Raw genomic sequence first — 23,879 nt, forward strand, 5'->3', positions numbered from 1 at the left:
AGGGAGAGGGATATGCAGACTTTGGCCCACGCAGTCGGACGTGGCCGCAGTTGGGTGAGGGGTTCCACGCTACCGAGAGGGCACAACCCCCTCACCAACTCCGGCTAGGCTGCACGCAGCCACGCCTTCATACCTCTCCCCATGGGAGAGGGAAAACCGACCTTCCGCTCGTCACTTAAAACCGGCCGTCAAGCCCCCTGTGGGGCGGTGTCGCCAAAGGGCCCCTTGCGGCGGCGGGTCTTGGGGATGGAGGAGCCCGCAGCCGGGACGGAGGAGGGCTTTGCCACCACGCCATCATCCCGGTGGAACTCGCCGGTTTCCAGCAAGCTCTTGATTTCCTCACCGCTCAGCGTCTCATATTCGAGCAGCGCATTGGCGAGCAGATGGAGCTGATGCTCCTGCTCCGTCAGGACCGTCTTCGCACGATCATAGCCGGTTTCGACGATGCGGCGGATTTCCTGATCTATCGCCTTCGCTGTCTCGTTGGACATGTGCATGTTCTGGGTGCGGGAATAGCCGAGGAATACCTCTTCCTCCCCCTCGCTATATTGCAGCGGCCCCATCTTGTCCGACATGCCCCAGCGGGTCACCATGTCACGGGCAAGCTTGGTCGCATACTGGATGTCGCCCGACGCGCCCGAAGACACTTTGTCATAGCCGAAGATGATTTCCTCGGCGACGCGTCCGCCCATGGCGACAGCGAGGTTCGCGTACATCTTGTCGCGGTGATAGCTGTAGCTGTCGCGTTCCGGCAGGCGCATGACCATGCCGAGCGCGCGGCCGCGCGGGATGATCGTTGCCTTGTGGATCGGGTCGGATGCAGGTTCATGAACCGCGACGATGGCGTGCCCGGCCTCATGATAGGCGGTCATCTTCTTCTCGTCCTCGGTCATGACCATGGACTTGCGCTCGGTGCCCATCATGACCTTGTCCTTGGCGGCCTCGAACTCGTCCATGGCGACGAGGCGCTTGCCGCGCCGGGCAGCGAGGAGGGCAGCCTCATTGACGAGGTTCGCAAGGTCGGCGCCTGAAAAGCCCGGCGTTCCGCGAGCAATGACGCGCGGATTGACGTCGGGCGCCAGGGGCACCTTTTTCATGTGAACGGCAAGGATCTTCTCGCGGCCATCGATGTCCGGGCGCGGAACGACGACCTGCCGGTCAAACCGGCCGGGGCGCAGCAGTGCCGGATCGAGCACGTCGGGCCGGTTGGTGGCGGCGATGATGATGATGCCTTCATTCGCCTCGAACCCGTCCATCTCCACGAGGAGCTGGTTCAGCGTCTGTTCGCGTTCGTCATTGCCATTGCCAAGGCCCGCACCACGATGGCGGCCGACCGCATCGATTTCGTCGATGAAGACAATGCAGGGCGCATTCTTCTTCGCCTGCTCGAACATATCACGCACGCGGCTCGCGCCCACGCCGACGAACATTTCGACGAAGTCGGATCCCGATATGGTGAAGAACGGCACGCCCGCCTCACCCGCGATGGCGCGGGCGAGCAGCGTCTTGCCGGTGCCGGGGCTGCCGACCAGCAGCGCGCCCTTCGGAATCTGGCCGCCAAGACGGGCGAATTTGGTTGGGTCCTTCAGGAATTCGACGATTTCCTGCAGTTCCTCGCGCGCCTCGTCAATGCCGGCGACATCATCGAAGGTCACCTTGCCCTGCTTTTCCGTAAGCAGCTTGGCCTTCGACTTGCCAAAGCCCATGGCGCCCGAGCCCGAGCCCTTCTGCATCTGCCGAAGGACGAAGAAGGCGATGCCGAGGATCAGCAGGAAAGGCAGCGACTGATAGAGAAGGATCATCCAGAAGCTCGGCTGCTCCTCCGCCTTGCCGCTATATTTGACGTTATAGTCGTCGAGCAGGTTGGCAAGGCCGGGATCGTTCACCGGAACCGTTGAGAATTTCTCATCATTGGTGAGCGTGCCGGTAATGCGGTCGGGAGCTATGGCGACGTCCTTGACCGCGCCTTCCTGCACCTTCTGCCGGAATTCGGAATAGGCGATGGAATTGCCCGCGGGCGCGGCCGATTTGGAATCGAAGATCGACACGAACAGCAGAAGGGCTACGATCACCCCGGCCCAGATCATGGCGCTCTTTATCCAGGGATTGGTCTGCGGGTCCTTTTCGTCGTTCATCTTCGCTCTCTGTTGCCGTCGCCCTTCAAATGTAGGGAATGACGTCCAAATGACAATATCGCGGGCCGGTCATCCGGTGGTCCGCCGGGGCGGAGCTGGCTTCACTGTCCAGTTGCTACCCCCGCACAATAGCAGCGAACCAATTGTATATTTCTTACCAAGCGCGAGCTGAACCAGCGCTTGATCGATCGTGTCTCCCCTAGGGGAGAGGCCGGGATCAAGCCGGGCAAGCATGCGCAATAGCAGCCTTCGCTGAATTTCGCGTGGAAAATCGATTCGGGAAAGCCGGATTTCTTCGCCATTCTGATCGACAAATTGCTCCTCAAAGCCGCTAACCGCCCAATCCAGCGCCATTTCGCACTCGGCAAGCGCAGCGGCGCTGCGGCTGGCGGAGACGGAATCGAGCCAGTCCGTTTGAGCAAGATGCAACCGGAGGGCCGCCCGGTCGTATCGCGGGTCTTTGTTGCTAGGGTCCTCGATGGCCGGACAGCCCGCTTGGCTCGCCACTTCGCCAAGCCCGGCGCGGGTCCAGAACAGCAGGGGACGCAGCAGCCGGTCCGAGCGGGACCTCACGCCAGCAAGTCCGGCAAGGCCCGAACCCCGGTTGAGGCGCATCAGCAGCGTTTCCAACTGATCGTCGGCATGATGCGCGGTGAGCAGCCAGTCGAGTTTCCGCTCATCGCACCATTGCCAGAGCAGCCGGTAACGCTCGGCACGTCCCGCCGATTGCAGATTTCCTGTAATGGGGGCGGGCGGGCGCAACGTCTTGTGCGGAATTCCATGCGCGCCGCACCAATGGGCGACCATTTCCGCTTCGGCGGCCGCCTCCGGGCGGAACCCGTGATCGACTGTGGCGGCCTGAACCTGGCCCGCATAGGCGCTACTAGCCAGCGCAAGCAGCGCCATGCTGTCAGGCCCGCCCGAAACGGCGATTCCGAATTGGTCGTGGGGAGCTGCAGGGCGGCCGAGGAGGCGCTCAATATCGGACCGGAAACGGCGGAGGGCTGACGGCGCGACTAGAGCCACGATGACTTTCCAGCCTTGTTCGTCATCCCCGCGGAAGCAGGGGTTTCTGAAATCACCCCGTGCATTTCGCGCTGACGCGCCCCTTGGCCACAACATCCTTCAGCCCCGCGGAAGCGGTTGGGCCATAGACGTCGTCAAATTCGTCATAGACCTTGCAGGCATCGGCCGGTTTCTTCAACTGGACAAGCGCCTGGCCAAGATAAGCGAGGCTATCGGGCGCGCGTTCACCCTTGGGCCGTTTCTGGTAATTTTCGTAGAAGGCGACAGAGGCGAGGGCCGGCTTTCCCTGATCCAGATAAGCGCGGCCAAGCAGGTTCTGCGCATAGCTGGCGCGGCGGTGGTTCGGATATTTCTCGATGAAGCTTTTTAGCTGCACCTCGGCCTCGGGATAGAATTTCGCCGCCCAGAGCCGATAGCCATAAAGATAAGCGTCCTCGGCGGCATCGCCCGAACTGGGCCGCTCTATGGCGGCAACCGCGGCCTTGCGGGCCTCATTGGCGGGATTGGGAGCGGGCTTTGGTGGAGCAGCGGCGGCGGCACCGGCGCCGGGCACCGGAGCAACGGCCGGCGGCGCTCCGGCATTCATCCGGGCGTCCATATCGGCCTTATATTTGTTGAACGCTTCTTCGAGCTGCCGGAGCTTGAAAGCATTCTGCTCCGCCTGCCCGGTAAGTCCGGCAAGCTGGGACTCCAGGGCATCCACGCGAGAGGTGAGGTCCGCAATGGGTGAAGAGGCCGGGGTCCCCGGAGCAGGCGCCGGAGCGGCGGGCGCTGGCGCGATCTCCGGCTCGAAATATTGTCCGCCACCGCCGGGGAAGACCTTCCGCTGGACAGCCTTCATTTCTTTTTCGAGCTTGCCGACGCGCTGTTCGACATTGGACTGGGCGAGCGCTGGCGCCGCCGGAAGAGCCGCCATGACCAGAGCAATCAGAACAAAGCCGCGCATAAACATCCTCAAAATATGGTTACAGGCCCCACGGAAAGCATAGAAGATTTCCTCGCAGGGTAAAGATTGACCTGTGATGAATTGGATAAGAGAGCAAGGCAAGGATCAGACAGCTCAACCCAATACCGTTCGTGTCGAGCGAAGTCGAGACGCGTTTGCGCTAAGCCAACATCCCTCGACTGCGCCTGGGGACGGGTCGAAATTGCCAACCTCTACGGCTGTGCCGCCGCCGGAGCCGCGCGTGCGTTCAATGCGGTGGCGCTGATCGGGACATCGGAAATCGTCTTGTCAGGCGTTCCAAGCGGCGCAACTTCCTTGCCGCCGATGGTGACCCGCAGCGCCTGCGGGCGTCCGGTGATGATCAGCGGGTTCTTGGCCGTAGGCGGAACGGTGAACTTTTCGCCGGCCTTCATTTCCTTTTCGAACAGCCGCTGCCCGCCTTCCTCATAGACGCGCAGCCAGACAGTGTCCGTGGCGGTCAGCATCACGTCGCCTGCCAGTGCCGCAGGCCGTGCGGGAGCCGAGGGGCGTTCGTGCCCGGTGGGGGCGGGCTTTTGCGCTTCGGCAATCCGGGTCTCGGCAATTTCCTCATCCGTCGGCGCCGTGAAGAACTGGGTGCGCCAGATGCCATAGCCAATGGCGAGGACCAACGCGAGCGCAATGGCTGTCCAGGCGAGATAGCGGGGCGGCACTCGGGCCGGATCAGCAGGCTCAAACGCCTCGTAGCGGGTGCCCGATATGGCATCCTGCGCCTCCAGGTCGGCGCGGACTTCCCGGGAGATCTGCACTTCATCCAGACCCACGGCGCGGGCATAGGCGCGGGAAAATCCGATGCAGTAGGTGACACCGGGCAGCGCCTTGTAATCGCCTTTCTCCAGCGCGCTCAGCAGACGGACGGGAACCCTGGTGCGGGCAGCGATGTCGTCAATGCTGGCCTTCATCGCCTCCCGCGCCATGCGGAGCTTGTCGCCAGGTGCGTGAATGTTGAGCTCCTCCTGAGCCGGCTCATCTTCCCCTGACATCACCCTCTCCCGCAGCACCGGTCATACATATGCTCGGCGGCCTTCTCACACCCAGAGGCGAGGCCTGTCAACGCGGGCAGCAGCAAATTTTCGCTTTCACAATCAATTAAGTTCCACATTTCGCTCGCTCGCCCACTGCGTCAGCGCCGCACGGATATCCATCCGGCCGTTCGCCAGCATGGCCGTTATTTCGGCCTGGAGCGGTTTTGCTTCGAGCGATCGGATCATTGCCTTGACCGGACCCACCGAGGCCGGGGTGATGGAGAGCCGTTTGATGCCGAGGCCAAGCAGCGCCATTGCCTCAAGCGTCCTTCCCCCCATTTCTCCGCACACGCCAATGGGTACTTGATGGTCGCGGCAAGCCCTGGCGATGCGGTTCAGGAAGCGCAGAATGGCGATGCTTAGCCAGTCATAACGCTCTGCCAGCTTTGGGTGAGCACGGTCGGCCGCAAAGAGAAATTGCGTCAGGTCATTGGTGCCAACGGACAGGAAGTCCAGCTCCGGCAACAATATGTCCAGCACTTCGGCCAATGCCGGAACCTCCAGCATGGCGCCATAGCGCACGCATTGGGGCAGCTTCTTCCTTTGCCTGGCAAGCCATTCGCGCTGCGCCTCGAACAGCGCCTTGGCCTGCTCGAACTCCCATGGTTCGGAAATCAGCGGGAACATGACATGCAGCGTCCGTCCTGCCGCCGCCTCCAGCAGGGCGCGGGCCTGTGCCTTCATCAGCCCGTCCCGTTCCAGCGACAGCCGGAGCGCGCGCCAGCCCATGGCGGGATTGTCCTCTATATTCTCGTCATCCTGCCGCATATAGGGGAGGGCCTTGTCTCCCCCTATGTCCACCGTGCGGAAGATGACGGGCCGGTCGCCTGCCGCGTCCAGCACATCCCTGTAGAGCCGCTGCTGCCGCTCGCGCTGGGGCAGGGTGGCGGAAACCAGGAACTGGAACTCCGTGCGGAACAAGCCAATGCCGTCCGCTCCGGTGACGTCAAGCGCCGCCACATCGTCGCGCAGGCCCGCATTCACCATCAGCTCTATGCGCTCGCCGTCCAGCGTTACTGATGGAAGATCGCGCATCGCGGCAAAGGCGGCGCGGCGCTTCTGCGTGAAGGCGAGCTTGGTTTCGAACGCTTCATCCATGGTGGGGGTGGGGCGAATGAACAGGCGGTTCTCGTTGACGTCCATCAGGACGAGATCGCCCTCCGTCACCAGATGGCGAATGTTATGGACGCGCCCCAGCATCGGGACGCCCATGGCGCGGGCGACAATGGTGACATGGGCCGTAAGCGAGCCTTCCTCCAGGATCACGCCCTTCAGCCTGCGGCGGTCATATTCGAGCAGCTCGGCCGGTCCCAGGTTGCGCGCGATGAGGATGGTGTCCTGCCGCAGGCCGAGTTGCGCGGCGGTGCCCAACTGGCCGGACACAATGCGGATCAGGCGATTGGCAAGGTCCTCCAGGTCATGCATCCGGTCCGCAAGCAGAGGATCGTCGATCTGGCGCATGCGCATGCGTGTGCGCTGCTGTACCCGTTCGATCGCTGCCTCGGCGGTGAGGCCACTGTCGATCGCTTCATTGATGCGCCGTGCCCAGCCCTCGTCATAGGCGAACATCTTGTAGGTTTCGAGCACCTCTTCATGCTCGCCGCCAATGCCGAATTCCGACTGGCCGGCCATCCGGTCGATCTGCTCGCGCATTTTCGCAAAAGCAGAATAAACGCGCTGGCGCTCGACCTCGGTGTCCTCTGCAACGGTATGCTCTATGGTGACGCGCGGCTGGTGAAAGACGACATGCCCCCGCGCCATGCCGACGACGAGCGGCAGGCCCGTAAGCATTGTCGGCGCCGTGTCCTGGACCCTGGTATAAGCGGGGCTGTCGTCGATAAGGCCCGCATTGGCGATGAGCTCCGACAGCACCATTGCCACGGTCTGCAGCGCCTCGATTTCCACCTCGTCATAGCGGCGGGGCTCTACATGCTGGACTGCAAGCACACCCACGGCCTGCTCGCGCCTGACAATGGGAACGCCCGCAAAGCTGTGGAACAATTCCTCACCGGTTTCGGGATTGTAGACGAAGTCGGGATGGCTGGTCGCCTCATCCAGGTTCAGCGTTTCGATGTTCTTCGCGATGGTGCCCACAAGACCCTGGCCGAGCGCCAATTTGGTGACGTGCACCGCCTCCTGCTTCAGGCCGCGCGTGGCATAAAGTTCCAGGACCCCGTCGCGCAGGAGGTAAATCGAACAAACCTCGCTTGAAAGCTGCTCGGCGACGATGTCCACGACCTTGTTCAGCTTTGCCTGCGCATTGGTGCGCGACGCCATCACATCATGAAGGCGATTGAGGATTTCCCGGGCGGAAGCAGCGGCGGAAGTAGTCATGCTCCATCGCTATCAGAAACAGGGGAGGGTTTCCAATGGGGATGATGAACGGACTTACAGAAGTGCGCGCAGAAGGAAGGACAGCAGCTTCAGGCTGCCCGCTTCTCCAGCGCTTCGACCGCTTCTGCCATCAGGGTGGCAATGATTTCAGCGACCGGCTCTTCCTTGGTGACCATGCCCACTGACTGTCCGGCCATCAGCGATCCGCCCTCAATGTCGCCGTCAATCACTGCGCGGCGCAGCGCTCCGGCCCAATAATGCTCGATCTGAAGCTGCGCTTCGCCCATTTCGATTTCCCCGGCGTCCAGCCGTGCAGCGACCTCCCGCTGCTTGGCGGTGAAGGCTTCGGTGCCCGCATTTTTGAGCGCGCGGACGGGGATGACGGGAAGGCGCGGATCGACCTGCACGCTGGCGATCGCGTCACGGGCGGAGGCGCGGATGAAGGCTTTTTTGAAATTGGGGTGCGCGATGGATTCATGCGCGCAAACGAAGCGGGTGCCGAGCTGCACGCCCGACGCGCCCATCTCCAGATAGCCCGCAATCGCGCCGCCCTTGGCGATGCCGCCCGCGACGAAGATGGGCAGTTCGTGGGCGAGCTCGGGAAGGATTTCCTGGGCTAGGACGGAGGTCGCGACGGGGCCGATATGGCCGCCCGCTTCCATGCCCTCGATCACAAGAGCATCGACGCCCGAGCGAACGAGCTTCTTCGCCAGCGCCAGCGCCGGGGCGAAGCAGACGACCTTCGCGCCCATGTCCTTGATCGCCTCGATGCTGCCCTTGGGCGGCAGGCCGCCGGCAAGGACGACATGGCCGACCTCATGCTTGGCGCAAACCGCAATAAGCTGGAAAAGCTGCGGGTGCATGGTGATGAGGTTGACGCCGAAGGGCTTGGCCGTGAGCTTCTTCGTCTCGGCAATTTCGGTATCGAGCAGTTCGGGCGTCATCGCGCCGCACGCGATCACGCCGAAGCCGCCCGCATTGCTGATGGCTGAGACAAGGTTGCGCTCGGAAACCCAACTCATTGCGCCGCACATGATGGCGACTTCGCATCCCAGGAATTCCGTGCCGCGCGCCATCAGGCGGTGGAGTTTGTCTTGTGGCATTTCTTTACCTTCTCCCCTCCCGCTGGCGGGAGGGGCGGGGGAGGGTCTGTAATCACGGTGGAGGGACATTCCCTCCCCTAGCCCCTCCCGCTGGCGGGAGGGGAAAAAGTTAAGCTGCTTCCGCATCCAGCCCATAGGCCGTGTGCAGCACGCGGACGGCGAGTTCCGTCTCGTCCTCGTCGATCAGCACGCTGACCTTGATCTCGCTGGTCGAGATCGCCTCGATATTGATACCCCGGTCGGCCAGCGTCTTGAACATGGTGGCGGCGACGCCCGCATGGCTCTTCATGCCGACGCCGACGACCGACACCTTGGCGACTTCGGCATCAGTGACGATGCGGTTGAAGCCGATCACCGCCTTATTGCTTTCCAATATGTCGACGCTGCGGGCGAGGTCAGCGCGGGGCACCGTGAAAGTCACGTCGGTCTCGCCCTGCTGCTTGCTGTCATTCTGGATGATCATGTCCACATTGATCGCCGCGTCCGCCAGGGGGCCGAAGATATGCGCGACTGCGCCCGGCTTGTCGGGAACCCGGGTGACGATGATCTTTGCTTCATTCTTGTCATGGGCGATGCCGGTGATGAGCTGCCGTTCCATATCGCTTCCTTCAATTTCTTCTTCGCTGACGATCAATGTGCCGGGCAGATCGTCCTGATCGGGGTCGTCGAAGGAGGAGAGCACCTGGACGCGCACCCCTTCCTTCATGGCAAGGCCGACCGAGCGGGTCTGGAGCACCTTGGCCCCGACGCTCGCCAGTTCGAGCATTTCTTCATAGGTGACCTTGTCGAGCTTGCGCGCGCGGGCCACGATGCGCGGGTCGGTCGTATAGACGCCGTCGACATCCGTGTAGATGTCGCACCGGTCGGCCTTCACTGCCGCAGCCACCGCGACTGCAGATGTGTCGGAACCGCCACGGCCCAGCGTCGACACGCGGCCATCCTCCATCATGCCCTGAAATCCGGGAATGACGGCGACCTGGCCCGCAGCCATTGCGGCGTTGAGGGCCTCGGTCTCGAAGCTTTCGATACGCGCCTTGGCATGGGTGTCGACGGTGCGGATGGGAAGCTGCCAGCCGAGCCAGCTGCGCGCGTCCACGCCCATGGCCTTCAGCGTCATCGCCAGAAGACCGCTCGTCACCTGTTCGCCCGATGAGACGACCACGTCATATTCCGCCGGATCGTAAAGCGAGCTCGCCTCGCGGCAATAGCCCACCAGCCGGTCGGTTTCGCCCGCCATGGCGGAAACGACGACGGCGACCTCATTGCCTTGTTCCACGACATGCTTCACGCGGGCAGCGACATTCCGGATTCGCTCCATGCCCGCCATCGACGTGCCGCCAAATTTCATCACTATGCGCGCCATGATTTGCGCCTTAATCTTGTCTGTTGCAGATACGCCCCGGCGCGGGGCGCGCCCCTATTAGTCAGCGAGTGAGGCAATGGCAAGCAAGGCTACGACGATCAACCCGGATGAAGCCGCGCATTTCGGCAAACTTGCCGCTGATTGGTGGAATCCGCAGGGGTCCAGCGCGATGTTGCACCGCCTCAATCCCGTGCGGCTGGGCTATATAAGGGCGGCGATCAATGCTCATTGGCATGGCGACGAACATGCTATGCGGCCCCTTTCCGGCAAGCGTGCTCTGGATGTGGGTTGCGGGGCGGGTTTGCTTTGCGAGCCGCTGGCGCGCCTTGGCGCAAGGGTGACGGGTCTTGATGCTGCGCCGGAAAATATCGCCGCTGCGCGATCCCATGCCACCAGGCAAGGCCTTGCCATAGATTATCGGACCGGTGGTATCGAGACTTTGGACGAGGGCGGCTTTGACCTTGTCACCTCCATGGAAGTCATCGAGCATGTGGCCGATCCGCAGTCTTTCGTCGACGGGCTGGCGCGGGCGCTCGCGCCCGACGGGCTGATGATCCTCTCAACGCCGAACCGGACGGTGCTTTCTCGGCTGGCCCTGATTACGCTGGGTGAGGGGCTGGGCCAGATCCCGCGGGGCACCCACGACTGGAACAAGTTTCTCACGCCCCAGGAGTTAGGCGACATGCTGGCAAAGGCGGGATTGGAGGTGACCGATGTAACAGGTCTTTCCGTCAGCCCAGCGCGCGGCTTCATTCTTTCGGATAATATGGCTGTCAATTATTTGATGCGGGCCCGGCGAAAAGGCTGATCCCGTTCTTCGTCCATTTCGCCGATAAACCGTGCAAAATTTGCACCGTAATGACATGGAATGGGGCTTGATGGCTTGTCCTGATGCGTGGCATTTAACTGTTATTGCTGAAAAATTAACCAAGCCGCGTCAGGCGGACATCATAATAAGGTCGGGAGAGGATGCCGTGGCGTGATCCGGATTCTGGATCCGCGCGATGAAGGCCGACGGAAATTGCATGGAGGACGACGCCCATGATTGACCTCTTGTTTAGAAGCAAGAGCCAGCGCGAGCGCGATCTGGACGAATTGGCGGAACTGAAGCAGCACCATGGTAGCCATACGGCGGCGGTGTTGAAGTTGCGGGCTACGGATCTGCGCATGGATCCGCAGAGCCGCAAGAGATGGAAGCGTCTGGTACGGCTGGTTTAGGCGAGGAGGCAGCAAGGAAAATCGCTGCTTTGCTGCCGTTCCGCTGATTGAAAAAATTTCCTTGTATTTCAACGCCGCCCGATGATGCATAATGCGGGTTCTGACCGGCGAACGGACCGATCGGGAGGCGGAGATGGATTTATTCCTGTTCGGAGCAGGGTTGCTCTACCTGTTTCTGCAGCTCGTCAGCCTGATGTTGCTGCGTGGCCGGTGGAGAAGGGTTGCCTGGACCTGCGCAGGAATTATGGCCGTTGCGATCATAGTCGGCCTGCTTGGGGGATATGGCGGCTCTGACATGGCGCCGCTCTGGATCGTGATCGCCATGCCCATTCTTGCGGTGGTGCTGGCGGTCCTGCTGGTCGTTCGCGGGATTATCCGGCTGACGGAGTAGATCCCCCTGTCAGCCGCGCAGCCGCGATTGTCCCCGTGCAAGCGGCGTGATCGGCACAAGCTCCAGTACATCCAGCCGGGAGTCGGTGCCCGGATTGGGCATGACGATCCGCCACTGGAAGGCGTCTACCCGCTCCACATAGCCTGCCAGGTCCCGCGCAGGATCATCGCCATAGGCGACAGGTTCTTTTTCGTCCCCCAGCGCGAGCGCGCCAAGGAATATCTGACGATCGTCGCGCTCAGGCCAAATCCGGCCTGCCGGACGCTCTGAGCCGGTCTGCTTGACGATCCAGAGCCGCTCTTCCTCTGCCTCCACATGACAGGCAAAGCTTTTGTAGGCCATGAAGTTCACCCCCTTCTTCCGGTCCGGATGGCCGAGCTTTACCACTCGGCATTCATAGGGACCGGGCGGAGGCGCCGCGCGGGGAAGGGCGGCCCTGGGGTCCAGCAGGGCCCCTTCATTTCTGACAGCCTTGGAGTAGCCCGCCCGCCGCGCCTGCGCGAGAGCTTCCGTCCAGGCTTGATCGATGCCGTCCAGCCGTGCCTTGTCATTGGGCGAAATGACGCCGCGCCAATCGGCGATTGGATCGGCGCTTTCGACCTCCACGGTCGCAGAAGCCGTCTCGACCGCCTTCGGATGAAGGCCCGTTGTGCAGGCGGAAAGAACCATCGCCAGCGTCAGCGACGCTGCGACCGAACGGAACATTGACATCTCAAAAGGTCCTTTTTGCTGTCCCCCAAGGACACGCCCGAATGTTAAGAAAGCATGAAGTTCAAAACTTAACAAATAGTTAAACATATTGCGATGCAGCAAACTGACGATAGCGTCAAACTAGCACAAATCTGCGAAAAATTCATTTCGCCTGCGGCCTGACGGGCTGCCTGTGCGACGGGTTGCTGGACTATTTGGATGTGCGCGAAAGCACCAGGAGAAAATGGCCTCCCGGTGCAACGGGGAGTAGGACTTTGGCAGGATGGCTGCCGCCGCGTGGCTACGGCGGCAGTCCTGTTTTACGCAAGGCTCAGCGGCAGCGCAGATCGCCGCGATCGATGGCGCGGCCGAGCAAGGCTCCGCCAGCAGCGCCCACGACGGTGCCGACGGTCCGGTCGCGTCCGCCATCAAGCTCCCGCCCCAGCAATGCGCCTACAGCACCGCCGATGATGAGGCCGGTAGTGCCATTGTCCCGCTTGCAATAATAGCGTCCGTCACGGCCGCGCCAGATGCGGTCGTCACGGCTGAGCCTGCGCGGCTCATAATAGCGCCCGTAATCGTCATAGACGCGTTCTTTTGCCCGGCGGCCATGTGCAGGGGCCCAGGGCGGCGGATCGGCCAACGCGGGCGCGGCTGGCAGCATGAGCGCGCCCAGGCAAGCGGTAAGGATCATCTTTCGCATGACTTGGTTCCTCCGGTCATTCCGTTTCAAGAACATTTGCTGCTAGCGGAAGTTGCATGAACCTGAAACTACATCCCGTTCATGAACAGTACATTGCCGGGCCCTTTCCAGGCCGCGGAAAAGCTCGTGAATTTGGCCCGGCCACTCGTCGATTCTGAACGAATAATTCACTCACCGTTCAGTGCTGGAGTCGTTTCCTGTCCTCATGTGAAATGTGAGGGACGCAATGTCATGTTGTTAAAGAAGTTGCTTATTGCTGCTGCTGTCTTTGCCGTTATCCCCGTGGGGACGGCCTATGCCCATGGCGACCATTATGGCGGCCGCTATTGGGAGGGCCGGGACTATCGTGATTATCGCGATCGCCGAGACTATAAGCGTTATCTGTACAGGAAGCACCGCTGGGAGCACCGTCTGGGCTTCCGCAGCGCGCGCGAGCATCGGGCTTTCCACCGCCGGTTGGAACGCGCTTATCCGGGTTATCATCGCGACTATGGGTATAATGACTATCCCCGCTATGACCGCTACTATCGCGACCGCTATTATGGGTGGTGACTTAAGTTTGTAGATACATTGTCGACACGAAAAAGCGCTCCAATGTATCGTTAATGTAGATACATTGGAGCTGTTGATTGGAAGGCACGAAACGCATCCAAGAAAGGTCAGGTTTCGCAATCTATACTTCAGGAAGTACAAGCGAAGATTCGCGCGCTATTGGCAATATAAAGCGGAAGGATTCGCCAATTTCTACCAATTGGAGATTTCATCGCTAGTTTGGGTGCTTCCTGGATGCCGGGAAGAGGATTGAGGATGCGGACAACATTGCTTGGCTGAAGGAGCGGCAGGCGGGGCTTTCAGGGCCGTTGGGGATAGGTTTGGCAGCCTTCCGCCACAGTGGCGCATTTTCTCCGCTGGCATATCGCTGCTTGCGCGCTACATAGAGGCGCATGTGGCAGCTCTACCAATTTCCTCTTTGCCCTTTTTCCCGCAAGGTCAGGCTTTTGCTAGGCGAAAAGGGCATCGGCTATGATCTTATGCGGGAATCCCCCTGGATGCAGCGGGATGAGTTCCTTGACATGAACCCTGCGGGCAGCACGCCGGTCATGGTGGATGCGGAGCGCGGCATTACCCTGATCGATTCCCAGGCGATCTGCGAATATTTCGAGGAAACGGTAGAAAAATTTCCGCTGATCAGCGGCGGTGCGGCTGGCCGGGCCGAGATCCGCCGCCTGACCGCCTGGTTCGACCAGAATTTCTATGGCGATGTCGTTGCGCCGCTATTGCATGAGCGCATGCGCAAACGCCTGGTCGACCGCGCCTCGCCCGACGCCCGCATCCTCCGGGAGGCGATGAAGCGGGCCAATACCCATATGGACTATATGGACTATCTGCTAGACCACCGGAACTGGATGGGCGGCGCGACCATGAGTCTTGCTGATGTGGCCGCCGCAGCCCATCTTTCGGTCGCCGATTATCTGGGCGGCATTGACTGGGCGGGGCATGAACAGACGAAGCGCTGGTATGCCGGGTTCAAGTCCCGGCCTTCCTTCCGTCCGCTTCTTTCAGAGCGGATGGAGGTCATCGTTCCTCCGCCGCATTATGAAAAGCCGGACTTCTGAAGAGAATGTTCAGGCCTTTTCGTTGATCTGCAGATCCTGAAGGCTGATCCCCACCCGCCGCATTTGGGCCGCGACGCCGGGCCAGACATGTTCCAGGAAGTTCTGCCGCTCCATGTCGCGCAGCCGCCTGGTGGCCCCTTCCGCCACGAACATGCCCACGCCGCGTTTGACAGTGATGAGCCCCTCGTCCTGAAAACTCTGATACGCCTTGGCCACAGTCAGCGGATTGGCGGACTGCTGCGCGGCGAAGGCCCTTACAGAGGGAAGCAGATCTCCATCCCTGTATTTACCGTCAAGGATAGAGGCGGAGATGATGTCGCGGAGGCGGAGATAGACAGGTTTGCTGGTGTCGCTCATCACTGCACTAGTGACATAATACAGCGAGTCCGGTCAACGGCGAACTGAACAGATATTGTTTCGAAACGGTTTCAAACGAAACGAAATATCCTTGTGGGCGAAATTATCTATCCCAAACGCTCACGCGCTGATCATATTCTGGACGGGGACGTTCCTCCAGCGGACGTGAGGGCGTGCCGATAAAGATAAAGCCTGCGATGCGCTCATGCGGCTCGCCAAATGCGTCCCGCACCTGATCGTTATAGGTCGGCCATCCCGTAAGCCAGCCGCCGCCGAAACCCAGCGCCGTGGCCGCATGCAACAGGTTCATGCAGGCGGCGCCCGCGGAAAGTTCCTGTTCCCAAAGGGGGATCTTGCTGCCCGGAACCGGCGAGGAAAGCGCCACGACCAGCGTAGGCGCCTGATGGGCAAATTGCTCCATCGCCTCGATCTCCAGCCTGCCCGCCTCGGGTTTTTCCGCGCGATAGGCAGATGTGAGCACATCGGCCAATTTTGCCCGCTGATCCTCGCCAACAATGACGAACCGCCATGGCGCAAGCTTGCCGTGGTCAGGCGTGCGCATCGCGGCCGTCAAAATCTGACGGAGTTGCTCCCCGTCCGGTCCCGGCGCGGCGAGATCGCGGGGCTTGGCCGAGCGGCGGGTAAGGAAATAGCGGATGGGCGAAGAAAAGTCGTTGAACATTGGGCGGGTATAGAGTGGCCGGAAATGCGAGCCAAGTGAGAAACGGCTTCGGCGGTGGGTGGGCTCGATGAACATGCCGTACTGCGCGGGCTTGAAATAATCTTCTTCACAGACGTAATTTTTGGTTTAGTCTGCGCCGCCATCATTGGCAGCCAAGCTGCCCCATCCAATTGGGAGCGGAAAGCCTTCATGGCGACTTCGACCGACAGTTTTCATCCAGAGCAAACCAAGACTTTCCTTGGTCATCCCCGCGGCCTCTTCGTTCTGTTTTTCGCGGAAATGTGGGAGCGCTTTTCCTATTACGGGATGCGCGCCCTGCTCATTTTCTACCTGACGAAGCATTGGCTGTTTTCCGATCAGGACGCGTCGATCATTTACGGTGCCTACACCGCGCTCGTCTACATCACGCCGGTCATTGGCGGTTATCTCGCCGACCGTTATTTGGGACAGCGCAAAGCCGTGCTGTTCGGTGCGATATTGCTGACGTTCGGCCATTTCCTGATGGGCTTTGAAGGGGATGGCGGGCAGCAGGGCTTCGCCATCAACATATTCTGGCTGGCGCTGTCCTTCATCATCGTGGGATCGGGCTTTCTGAAGGCCAATATCTCGGTGATCGTGGGCCAGCTTTACTCGCGAACCGATGTCCGCCGCGATGGGGCCTATACGATCTTTTACATGGGCATCAATCTGGGCGCGGCGCTCGGCTCCTTCTTCTGCGGCCTTATTGGCCAGACCTATGGCTGGGGCTATGGCTTTGGGCTTGCGGGCATTGGAATGCTGGCGGGTCTCATTGTCTTTGTTGCGTTCAAGCCGCTGCTGATGGGCCGGGGGGAGCCACCTGATCCTGTGGCCCTGCGGCAGCCAGTGGCGGGCGTTCGCCGTGAATGGCTGCTCTATCTGCTCGGCGTGGGGGCTGTGGCCGCGATCTGGGCGCTGATCCAGTATCAGCAGTTGATCGGCTGGCTGCTGGGCGGTGCGGGCGCGATCCTCGTCGCCTATGTTCTTTACACGGCTGTCGTGAGGCTTCCGGCAGAGGACCGGGACCGAATTTTTGCGGCGATCTTTCTGATCTTTGGTTCGATATTGTTCTGGGCGCTGTTCGAACAGGCGGGGTCTTCGCTCAATCTCTTCACCGACCGCTACGTCGACCGGGCAGGGGTTCCCGCTTCGGTGTTCCAGGCGGTCAATCCCGTCTATATCGTGCTGCTGGGGCCAGTCTTCGCCTGGACCTGGACAGCCCTGGGGCGGCGCGGTCTGGAGCCGTCGGCGCCCGCCAAGTTCGGCCTTGCCATGGTACAGCTTGGGGCTGGCTTCCTGGTGCTGGTGGCGGGAGCGGCGGCGTTCGGGATGGACAATCTGACGCCGGTCATCTTCATCTTCCTCATCTACCTGCTCCACACGACTGGAGAGCTTTGCCTGTCTCCTGTGGGGCTTTCCGCCATGAACAGGCTTGCCCCGGCCCATATGGCGTCGCTCATCATGGGCACCTGGTTCTTCGCTTCGGCGACCGGCAACTTCGCCGCGGGCCTGATCGCGGCGGCCACTGGCGCGGAAGGGTTGGACGGTGCAGCGGCGGGCAAGGAAACGGTGCTGTCGGTCTATACAACCGTCGGTTGGACTGCCGTGGCCGTGGGTGTTGCCGTGATGGTCATTTCCCGGCTGATCCTGAAGCTCATGCATCTCGATACGCTGCGTGACGCTGACGGCAATCATGTCATGGCCGGCGAACCAGAGCTTGCCGAGCCGGCGGCGGCCGGCGTCAATACGGCGGGCGAGACGCGCTGATGTCCTTCCCCCGGTTGCTTCCTCTTTCGGTAGCGCTGGGATTGGCGGTCTTGGTGGCAAGTGCTGCATCGGGAGAGGGTCGGAAGGAAGTCAGGGACAAGGAGAATCCCTCCGCCGCGCCTGCCGATCCTTATCCGTCCACTTATGCACCCTATCCCTCTCGTCCGACGGTGATCCGGGGAGCGACGATCCTTGATGGGGAGGGCGGCCGGGTCGAAAATGGTGTTCTGTTCCTGTCCGGCGGTAGGGTCGAAGCGATAGGCGGCCCTGACACCCCCGTTTCAGGCGATGCCCTGGTGATCGACGGCAGCGGGAAATTTGTGACGCCTGGCATTATCGACGTGCATAGCCATCTGGGTGACTATGCCAGCCCCGCCGTCGCGGCGCATAGCGACGGCAATGAGATGACCTCGCCGGTGACCGCCGACGTATGGGCCGAACACAGCGTGTGGCCGCAGGATCCAGGCTTTTCACGGGCGCTTGTTAATGGCGGCGTGACGACGCTGCAGATATTGCCGGGCTCCGCCAATTTGTTCGGCGGGCGTTCAGTGACGCTGAAGAATGTGCCTTCTCGCACGGTGCAGGGCATGAAGTTCCCAGGCGCGCCCTATGGCCTCAAAATGGCGTGCGGCGAAAATCCCAAGCGCGTCTACGGTGCCCGCAAGCAGAAACCCAGCACCCGAATGGGCAATATCGCCCTGGACCGCCAGACCTGGATTGCCGCGCGCGAATATCAGAAGAAGCGGGCTGCAAAGAAGGAACAGACCCGCGACCTCGATATGGAAACGCTGGCTGACGCGCTGGAAGGCAAGATCCTGGTCCATAATCACTGTTACCGCGCGGATGAGATGGCCATCGTCATCGATATGGCAAAGGAGTTCGGTTACAAGGTCACCGCCTTTCACCATGCGGTGGAGGCGTACAAGGTGGCCGACCTGCTCCGGGACAATGGCATTTGCGCGGCGATGTGGGCCGACTGGTGGGGCTTCAAGATGGAAAGCTATGACGCCGTCGAGGAGAATATTCCGCTGGTCCATGGCGCGGGAGCCTGCGCCATTGTCCACAGCGATGATGAAAACCAGATCCAGCGGCTCAATCAGGAGGCCGCCAAGGCGCTCGCCAAAGGGCGGCGCTTGGGGCTGAATATAGACGAGGCCGAGGCGTGGCGCTGGCTGAGCTATAATCCGGCCAAGGCTCTGGGCGTGGCAGAACGGACAGGCAGCCTCAAGCCTGGCAAAATGGCGGACGTCGTGCTGTGGAACGGCGACCCCTTCAGCGTCTATACCAGGCCGGAGAAGGTATGGATCGACGGCGCTCTGCTGTTCGATGCCAATGATCCCGCGCGGCGGCCAGTGAGCGACTTCGAACTGGGCCAGCCCGGCGAGGGGGATGTGAAGTGAGGCTGAAAGCCTTTCTCCCGTTCGCCCTGAGCCTGTCGAGGGGCCTTCCTTGCTTTAAGCGGAAGGGGAGGGCTTCGACAAGCTCAGCCCAAACGGTCATTGGATGTTGTGCGCTGGTTTTTTTGGCGGCCCCCGTCTTTGGCCAGACCATCGCCATAACCGGCGGCAAGATCGCCATCGGCGACGGCAGCGCACCCATTGACAATGGTACGGTCGTCATCAGCAACGGCAAGATCGTGGCGGCAGGCCGGAATGTTGCTGTTCCTCCGGGAGCGGAGCGGGTGGATGCCAGCGGAAAATGGGTGACGCCGGGGCTGATCGCGGGCTTTTCGCGGCTGGGACTGATCGAGGTCGAGTCGGAGGGCTCCACCAATGACAGCAGCGCAAAATCGCCGTTCTCGGCGGCCATTGATGTCGCCCCTGCCATCAACCCCCTGGCTTCGCCCGTTGCGGTCAGCAGGGCGGGGGGCGTCACTCGCGCGTTCGTCGCCCCGGCTGTGGATGGCGACATCTTTGCAGGGCAAGGCGCGGTCATTGACCTTGGCGGTGACATGGGCCCGGTCATGCGGGCCCGTGCGTTCCAATTCGTCGAACTGGGGGAGGCGGGAGCCAGCCAGGCCGGGGGCAGCCGCGCGGCGTCCCATCTGCTGTTCCGGGCCATGCTGCGCGAGGCGCAGGATTATGCACGAAACCCGGCAGCTTATGATGGGCGTTCAAGGGACAATCTGCTGCTGCGCGCCGATGCCGAGGCTCTGGGGCCCGTCATCAATGGCTCGGTGCCGCTGTTCATCCATGTCGAACGGGCAAGCGACATCCTGCAGGCGCTGGACCTGCGCAAGGAATTTCCCGCCCTGAAGCCCGTTCTCGTGGGCGCAAGCGAGGGCTGGATGGTCGCGGACCAGATCGCCGCAGCGAAGGTGCCGGTGATTGCAAGCGCGCTCAACGACTTGCCGTCGGTCTTCGAGCGGCTGAACGCTACCCAATCCAATATCGGGCGGATGCGAAAGGCCGGCGTGACCGTCGCCATTGGCATGATCGGCGACAATGAGGCGCATCAGCTCCGCTATACTCCGCAATATGCCGGCAATCTGGTGGCCCTGCAGAAAATGCCCGGCGCGGCAGGGCTGGACTGGGGCGCCGCTTTTGCAACTATCACCTCCGCGCCTGCCGAGGCCGTGGGGATGGGCCAAATGATGGGATCGCTGAAGCCAGGGCGGGTGGGGGATGTCGTGATCTGGAGCGGCGATCCGCTCGAACTGTCTTCGACACCAGAAGCGGTCTATATCGACGGCGTCAAGCAATCGCTTGAAACCCGGCAGACCAGGCTGCGCGACCGCTATCGTTCGCTTGCCCCCGGCCCTCTGCCAAAGGCCTATGACCGGTGAGTGCCATGGCTTCGCTCATTGCTGCCTCGGCGGTATTTGTGGGAAGCCATTTCCTGTTGTCCCATCCCGCCCGGGCGCCGCTCGTCTCGCGCATGGGCAGGGCGACCTTCATGGCCTTTTATTCGCTTGTCGCGCTGATGAGCTTTCTCTGGATGATCTATGCATTCCAGGCGGTTCCGGCGCGCCCGCCCCTTTGGATGGCGGGCGATCTGCTCTGGGGGTTGGCGACGGCCGTGATGCTGTTCGCCAGCATCCTCCTTGCCGGTTCCTTCAGTGACAATCCGGCGCTGCCCGATCCCCGCGCACGCGCCAATGTCACCAAGCCCGCCCAGGGCGTATTCGCCATCACCCGGCACCCGATGATGTGGTCCTTCATCCTGTGGGGCGTGGTGCATATCCTGGTGATGCCCACCGCCGCCAACTTCGTCTTTGCCGGGGCTATCATCTTCCTCGCCTTCTTCGGTTCGTTCGCACAGGACCGGAAGAAGGTGAAGCAGATGGGCACAAGCTGGCAGGGCTGGCGCGGGCGGACGGCCTTTTTTCCGTTCGGGATGCAGATCGCAGGCAAGGCGGGCTGGGACGACGCTATGCCAGCGCCCGGCGTGCTGCTGGGCGGTACGCTGATCTGGCTGGGCGCGACCTGGGTACATGGCGGAATGAGCGCGGGCATCTGGCGCTGGCTTTGAGGGACGTGTAGTCCTTTCGTCAGGGAATCGGTTCAAGCAAGCAAACAGAGTCATGGCACGAAAATTCTTTGGCACCGACGGCATCAGGGGCCGTACCAATGCCTGGCCGATGACGGCCGAACTGGCAATGAAGGTCGGCATGGCGGCAGGTGCGCATTTTCAGCGCGGCACGCACAGGCATCGGGTGGTCATCGGCAAGGATACGCGGTTGTCGGGATATATGGTGGAAAACGCCCTGGTCGCGGGTTTTACCAGCGTCGGAATGGACGTCGTGCAATTCGGCCCCATACCCACGCCCGCCGTCGCCATGCTGGCGCAAAGCATGCGGGCCGATCTGGGCGTCATGATCTCGGCCAGTCACAATCCCTATTATGACAACGGCATCAAGCTGTTCGGGCCGGATGGCTACAAACTTTCCGATGAAGACGAGTTGAAGATTGAGGGGCTGCTGGAGAGCGATATTCCGCTGGCAGCCTCGCAGGACATCGGCCGCGCCCGCCGGGTGGAGGATGCGCGCGGACGCTATATCCACGCGGTCAAATCGAGCTTCCCCGATCATCTTCGCCTCGACGGGCTGAAGATCGTCATCGATTGCGCCAATGGTGCTGCCTATCAGGTCGCGCCTGCTGCCTTATGGGAATTGGGGGCGGAGATCGTTGCCATCGGCATCACGCCCAACGGCCTCAACATCAATGACGGCTGCGGATCCACCGCGCCGCTTTCCTGTCAGGAAACGGTCGTGGCCTCCGGCGCGGACATCGGCATTGCGCTCGATGGCGACGCCGATCGGCTGATCGTGGTGGACGAGAAGGGACAGATCATCGACGGCGACCAGATCATGGCGCTGATCGGCGCTAGCTGGGCGAAGGCGGGAACGCTGCGCGGCGGCGGCCTTGTCGCAACCGTCATGTCCAATCTGGGACTGGAGCGGTTCCTGAACGGGCAGGGAATCGACCTTGTCCGTACCAAGGTGGGCGACCGCTATGTGCTCGAGCAAATGCGCGAGGGCGGCTATAATGTGGGTGGCGAGCAGTCCGGGCACATGATCCTCTCCGATCATGCCACCACGGGTGACGGCACCATCGCGGCGCTGCAGGTCCTGGCGGCGGTGGTGGAGAGCGGCAAGCCCGCCAGCGAAGTGCTGCACCAATTCGATCCGGTGCCGCAACTTTTGAAGAATGTGCGCTATGCTTCTGGAAAACCACTGGAAAGCCCTTCGGTGCAGAAAGTCATTGCAGAGGCGGAGCAGGAGCTGAACGGTTGTGGGCGCTTAGTCATCCGGCCATCGGGGACGGAGCCTGTCATCCGCGTCATGGCCGAGGGCGACCGCGAGGATCAGGTGAAGGCGGTGGTCGAACGCATCTGCACGGCCGTGGCGGAGGCTGCCGCCTGATGCTGGAGATGCGGCCTGACTGCGAACGCTGCGGCGCTGACCTTCCTGCGGATGCGGGCGGGGCTTTCATCTGCTCGTTCGAATGTACTTTTTGCGCCGGGTGCGCGGAGGCACTCGACGACCTCTGTCCCAATTGCGGCGGTGAGTTGCTCGACCGGCCCACCCGGTTGGGCCATTTGCTGGCCAAATATCCAGCCTCGACGGAGCGGAAGGGCCCGGCGTGAGCATTGCGCGCGTCCTGGTGATCGCGGGTTCCGACAGCGGCGGTGGTGCGGGCATTCAGGCCGATATCAAGACCATCACCATGCTTGGCGGCCATGCCATGACCGCGATCACCGCTATCACGGCCCAGAACACTTTGGGCGTGCAGGGCGTCCATCCCGTTCCCGTGGACATGGTGCTGGCGCAGATCGAGAGCGTGGTTTCGGACATTGGTGTGGACGCCGTGAAGATCGGTATGATCGGATCGGCCGAAACCGCGCATGCGGTGGCGGATTATCTGTCCTCATTAGAGGACGAACCGCCCATCATCTTCGATCCCGTCATGATTGCCACAAGCGGTTCGGCACTCGCCGATTCAGGCACCGTTGCCGCATTTGAAAAGCTGATGCGGATCGCCACGCTGGTGACGCCAAACATCCCCGAACTGGAGGCGCTTGGCGGGGATCGGCTGGTCGCCAGCCATGGCTGCGCCGTCCTGGCAAAGGGTGGCCACTCGGCAAGTGACGTGCTGGTCGACCGATTGTTCGACGCCAATGGCGAGATCGCCCGTTGGGAGGATCAGCGTATCGGCACCCGGCATACCCACGGCACTGGCTGCACCCTTGCAAGCGCCATCGCCACGGGCCTGGGGCAGGGAATGGCGCTGGTGGATGCAGTGGCCCGGGCGCGGCAATATGTGCGCGCGGCTCTGGTGGCGGCTCCCGGCCTCGGCGGCGGACACGGCCCGGTCGGAGTGCCGCGCCATGCCTGATTTCTTCCATGAAGACCAGCATGAGGGCCATGTCGCGGGCGTGGACGAAGCGGGCCGGGGTCCCCTTGCGGGTCCGGTGGTAGCCGCCGCGGTCATTCTCGACCGGCAGGCCGTGCCCGATGGCCTGAACGACAGCAAACAGCTTTTGCCCGCGAGGCGCGCCGTGCTGGAAACGGAAATCCGCCGCTCGGCGATATGCTTCGGGCTCGGCATCTGCACCGTTGAGGAGATCGACGAACTTAACATCCTCTGGGCGACGATGCTGGCCATGCGCCGGGCGGTCGAGGCGATGGCGCGGGAGTGCGCGCATATATTGGTGGACGGCAATCGCTGCCCCGAGTGGCGCTGGGCTTCAACGGCGGTCGTGGAGGGCGACGGCAAATGCCTATCCATCGCGGCGGCCTCTATCCTTGCCAAGGAAGCGCGTGACCGGATGATGGTAGAGGCGGCGCGGGCGCATCCGCATTATGGCTGGGAACGCAACAAGGGCTATGGCACGCCCGAGCATCTGGAGGCGCTGCGCCTGCACGGTCCAACGCCATTGCATCGCCGGAGCTTTGCGCCGGTGGCGCAACTGGTTCTGTTGTAACCTCAAGCCAGGCGAACAGATGGGTTGCCGCTTTCGTGCG

At 61.8% G+C, this 23,879-nt stretch carries 24 protein-coding genes; 13 read left to right on the forward strand and 11 right to left on the reverse strand.

Annotation, left to right across the window (positions count from 1 at the left end; genetic code table 11):
• Window positions 1–188: 188 nt before the first annotated feature.
• The 7 genes from ftsH to VJS46_RS00185 form a co-directional block, all read right to left on the reverse strand.
• Window positions 189–2,135 carry an ATP-dependent zinc metalloprotease FtsH gene (gene ftsH, locus VJS46_RS00155; protein WP_324057225.1) on the reverse strand — a complete coding sequence of 649 codons (1,947 nt, stop codon included), beginning with the start codon at window positions 2,133–2,135 and terminating at the stop codon, window positions 189–191.
• Window positions 2,136–2,204: 69 nt separating this feature from the next.
• Window positions 2,205–3,161, reverse strand: coding sequence for a tRNA lysidine(34) synthetase TilS (gene tilS, locus VJS46_RS00160; protein WP_324057227.1), 957 nt, complete (start codon window positions 3,159–3,161; stop codon window positions 2,205–2,207).
• Between the two features lie 52 nt (window positions 3,162–3,213).
• Window positions 3,214–4,107 (reverse strand): hypothetical protein, encoded by an 894-nt coding sequence (locus VJS46_RS00165; RefSeq protein WP_324057229.1) that lies wholly within the window; start codon window positions 4,105–4,107, stop codon window positions 3,214–3,216.
• A 212-nt stretch (window positions 4,108–4,319) separates the two neighbouring features.
• Window positions 4,320–5,129, reverse strand: a complete 810-nt coding sequence (locus VJS46_RS00170; RefSeq protein ID WP_324057231.1) for a helix-turn-helix domain-containing protein — start codon at window positions 5,127–5,129, stop codon at window positions 4,320–4,322.
• A 102-nt stretch (window positions 5,130–5,231) separates the two neighbouring features.
• Window positions 5,232–7,505 carry a phosphoenolpyruvate--protein phosphotransferase gene (ptsP, locus tag VJS46_RS00175; RefSeq protein WP_324057233.1) on the reverse strand — a complete coding sequence of 758 codons (2,274 nt, stop codon included), beginning with the start codon at window positions 7,503–7,505 and terminating at the stop codon, window positions 5,232–5,234.
• Window positions 7,506–7,594: 89 nt separating this feature from the next.
• Window positions 7,595–8,608 carry an NAD(P)H-dependent flavin oxidoreductase gene (locus tag VJS46_RS00180; RefSeq protein WP_324057235.1) on the reverse strand — a complete coding sequence of 338 codons (1,014 nt, stop codon included), beginning with the start codon at window positions 8,606–8,608 and terminating at the stop codon, window positions 7,595–7,597.
• 109 nt (window positions 8,609–8,717) lie between these two features.
• Window positions 8,718–9,971 (reverse strand): aspartate kinase, encoded by a 1,254-nt coding sequence (locus VJS46_RS00185; protein ID WP_324057237.1) that lies wholly within the window; start codon window positions 9,969–9,971, stop codon window positions 8,718–8,720.
• A 76-nt stretch (window positions 9,972–10,047) separates the two neighbouring features.
• Here VJS46_RS00185 and ubiG point away from each other — a divergent pair, with 76 nt between their 5' ends.
• The 3 genes from ubiG to VJS46_RS00200 all read left to right on the forward strand — a co-directional run bounded on the left by ubiG (window position 10,048) and on the right by VJS46_RS00200 (window position 11,580).
• Window positions 10,048–10,779, forward strand: a complete 732-nt coding sequence (gene ubiG, locus VJS46_RS00190) for a bifunctional 2-polyprenyl-6-hydroxyphenol methylase/3-demethylubiquinol 3-O-methyltransferase UbiG (RefSeq protein ID WP_324057239.1) — start codon at window positions 10,048–10,050, stop codon at window positions 10,777–10,779.
• A gap of 233 nt (window positions 10,780–11,012) precedes the next feature.
• Window positions 11,013–11,189, forward strand: coding sequence for a hypothetical protein (locus tag VJS46_RS00195; RefSeq protein ID WP_324057241.1), 177 nt, complete (start codon window positions 11,013–11,015; stop codon window positions 11,187–11,189).
• A 91-nt stretch (window positions 11,190–11,280) separates the two neighbouring features.
• Window positions 11,281–11,580, forward strand: a complete 300-nt coding sequence (locus tag VJS46_RS00200; RefSeq protein WP_324057242.1) for a hypothetical protein — start codon at window positions 11,281–11,283, stop codon at window positions 11,578–11,580.
• A gap of 9 nt (window positions 11,581–11,589) precedes the next feature.
• Here the strand turns inward: VJS46_RS00200 and VJS46_RS00205 are convergent, their stop codons facing one another.
• Window positions 11,590–12,291 (reverse strand): DUF4893 domain-containing protein, encoded by a 702-nt coding sequence (locus tag VJS46_RS00205; protein WP_324057244.1) that lies wholly within the window; start codon window positions 12,289–12,291, stop codon window positions 11,590–11,592.
• A gap of 310 nt (window positions 12,292–12,601) precedes the next feature.
• Window positions 12,602–12,973: a glycine zipper 2TM domain-containing protein gene (locus VJS46_RS00210; protein WP_324057246.1), complete on the reverse strand. Its 372-nt coding sequence runs from the start codon at window positions 12,971–12,973 to the stop codon at window positions 12,602–12,604.
• Window positions 12,974–13,204: 231 nt separating this feature from the next.
• Here VJS46_RS00210 and VJS46_RS00215 point away from each other — a divergent pair, with 231 nt between their 5' ends.
• On the forward strand, window positions 13,205–13,525 hold the full coding sequence (locus VJS46_RS00215) for a hypothetical protein (protein WP_324057247.1): 321 nt from the start codon (window positions 13,205–13,207) through the stop codon (window positions 13,523–13,525).
• A 392-nt stretch (window positions 13,526–13,917) separates the two neighbouring features.
• On the forward strand, window positions 13,918–14,589 hold the full coding sequence (locus VJS46_RS00220) for a glutathione S-transferase family protein (protein WP_324057249.1): 672 nt from the start codon (window positions 13,918–13,920) through the stop codon (window positions 14,587–14,589).
• Window positions 14,590–14,598: 9 nt separating this feature from the next.
• On the opposite strand, the gene VJS46_RS00225 is transcribed toward VJS46_RS00220, so the two are convergent.
• The gene (locus VJS46_RS00225) at window positions 14,599–14,946 is read right to left on the reverse strand and encodes a GntR family transcriptional regulator (protein WP_324057251.1); all 348 of its coding nucleotides are present in this window, start codon (window positions 14,944–14,946) and stop codon (window positions 14,599–14,601) included.
• A gap of 103 nt (window positions 14,947–15,049) precedes the next feature.
• Window positions 15,050–15,628 carry a nitroreductase gene (locus VJS46_RS00230; RefSeq protein ID WP_324057253.1) on the reverse strand — a complete coding sequence of 193 codons (579 nt, stop codon included), beginning with the start codon at window positions 15,626–15,628 and terminating at the stop codon, window positions 15,050–15,052.
• Window positions 15,629–15,817: 189 nt separating this feature from the next.
• Between VJS46_RS00230 and VJS46_RS00235 the strand changes: the two genes are divergently transcribed.
• The 8 genes from VJS46_RS00235 (at window position 15,818) to VJS46_RS00270 (ending at window position 23,839) form a co-directional block, all read left to right on the forward strand.
• A complete protein-coding gene (locus tag VJS46_RS00235; protein ID WP_324057255.1) occupies window positions 15,818–17,413 on the forward strand; it encodes a peptide MFS transporter in 1,596 nt (531 codons plus the stop codon).
• Window positions 17,413–18,813 (forward strand): amidohydrolase, encoded by a 1,401-nt coding sequence (locus tag VJS46_RS00240; RefSeq protein WP_324057256.1) that lies wholly within the window; start codon window positions 17,413–17,415, stop codon window positions 18,811–18,813. The genes VJS46_RS00235 and VJS46_RS00240 overlap by 1 nt, the downstream gene beginning before the upstream one ends.
• A gap of 113 nt (window positions 18,814–18,926) precedes the next feature.
• A complete protein-coding gene (locus VJS46_RS00245) occupies window positions 18,927–20,198 on the forward strand; it encodes an amidohydrolase family protein (RefSeq protein ID WP_414707945.1) in 1,272 nt (423 codons plus the stop codon).
• A gap of 5 nt (window positions 20,199–20,203) precedes the next feature.
• Complete coding sequence (locus tag VJS46_RS00250; RefSeq protein ID WP_324057260.1) at window positions 20,204–20,884, forward strand: NnrU family protein; 681 nt, start codon at window positions 20,204–20,206, stop codon at window positions 20,882–20,884.
• A 52-nt stretch (window positions 20,885–20,936) separates the two neighbouring features.
• Complete coding sequence (gene glmM / locus VJS46_RS00255) at window positions 20,937–22,277, forward strand: phosphoglucosamine mutase (protein WP_324057262.1); 1,341 nt, start codon at window positions 20,937–20,939, stop codon at window positions 22,275–22,277.
• On the forward strand, window positions 22,277–22,501 hold the full coding sequence (locus tag VJS46_RS00260; protein ID WP_324057263.1) for a DUF1272 domain-containing protein: 225 nt from the start codon (window positions 22,277–22,279) through the stop codon (window positions 22,499–22,501). The genes glmM and VJS46_RS00260 overlap by 1 nt, the downstream gene beginning before the upstream one ends.
• Complete coding sequence (thiD, locus tag VJS46_RS00265) at window positions 22,498–23,250, forward strand: bifunctional hydroxymethylpyrimidine kinase/phosphomethylpyrimidine kinase (protein ID WP_324057265.1); 753 nt, start codon at window positions 22,498–22,500, stop codon at window positions 23,248–23,250. Before VJS46_RS00260 ends, thiD begins: the two co-directional genes overlap by 4 nt.
• Window positions 23,243–23,839: a ribonuclease HII gene (locus VJS46_RS00270; RefSeq protein ID WP_324057267.1), complete on the forward strand. Its 597-nt coding sequence runs from the start codon at window positions 23,243–23,245 to the stop codon at window positions 23,837–23,839. The genes thiD and VJS46_RS00270 overlap by 8 nt, the downstream gene beginning before the upstream one ends.
• Window positions 23,840–23,879 lie beyond the last annotated feature (40 nt).

The organism is Rhizorhapis sp. (assembly GCF_035276005.1).
GTDB lineage: Bacteria > Pseudomonadota > Alphaproteobacteria > Sphingomonadales > Sphingomonadaceae > Rhizorhapis.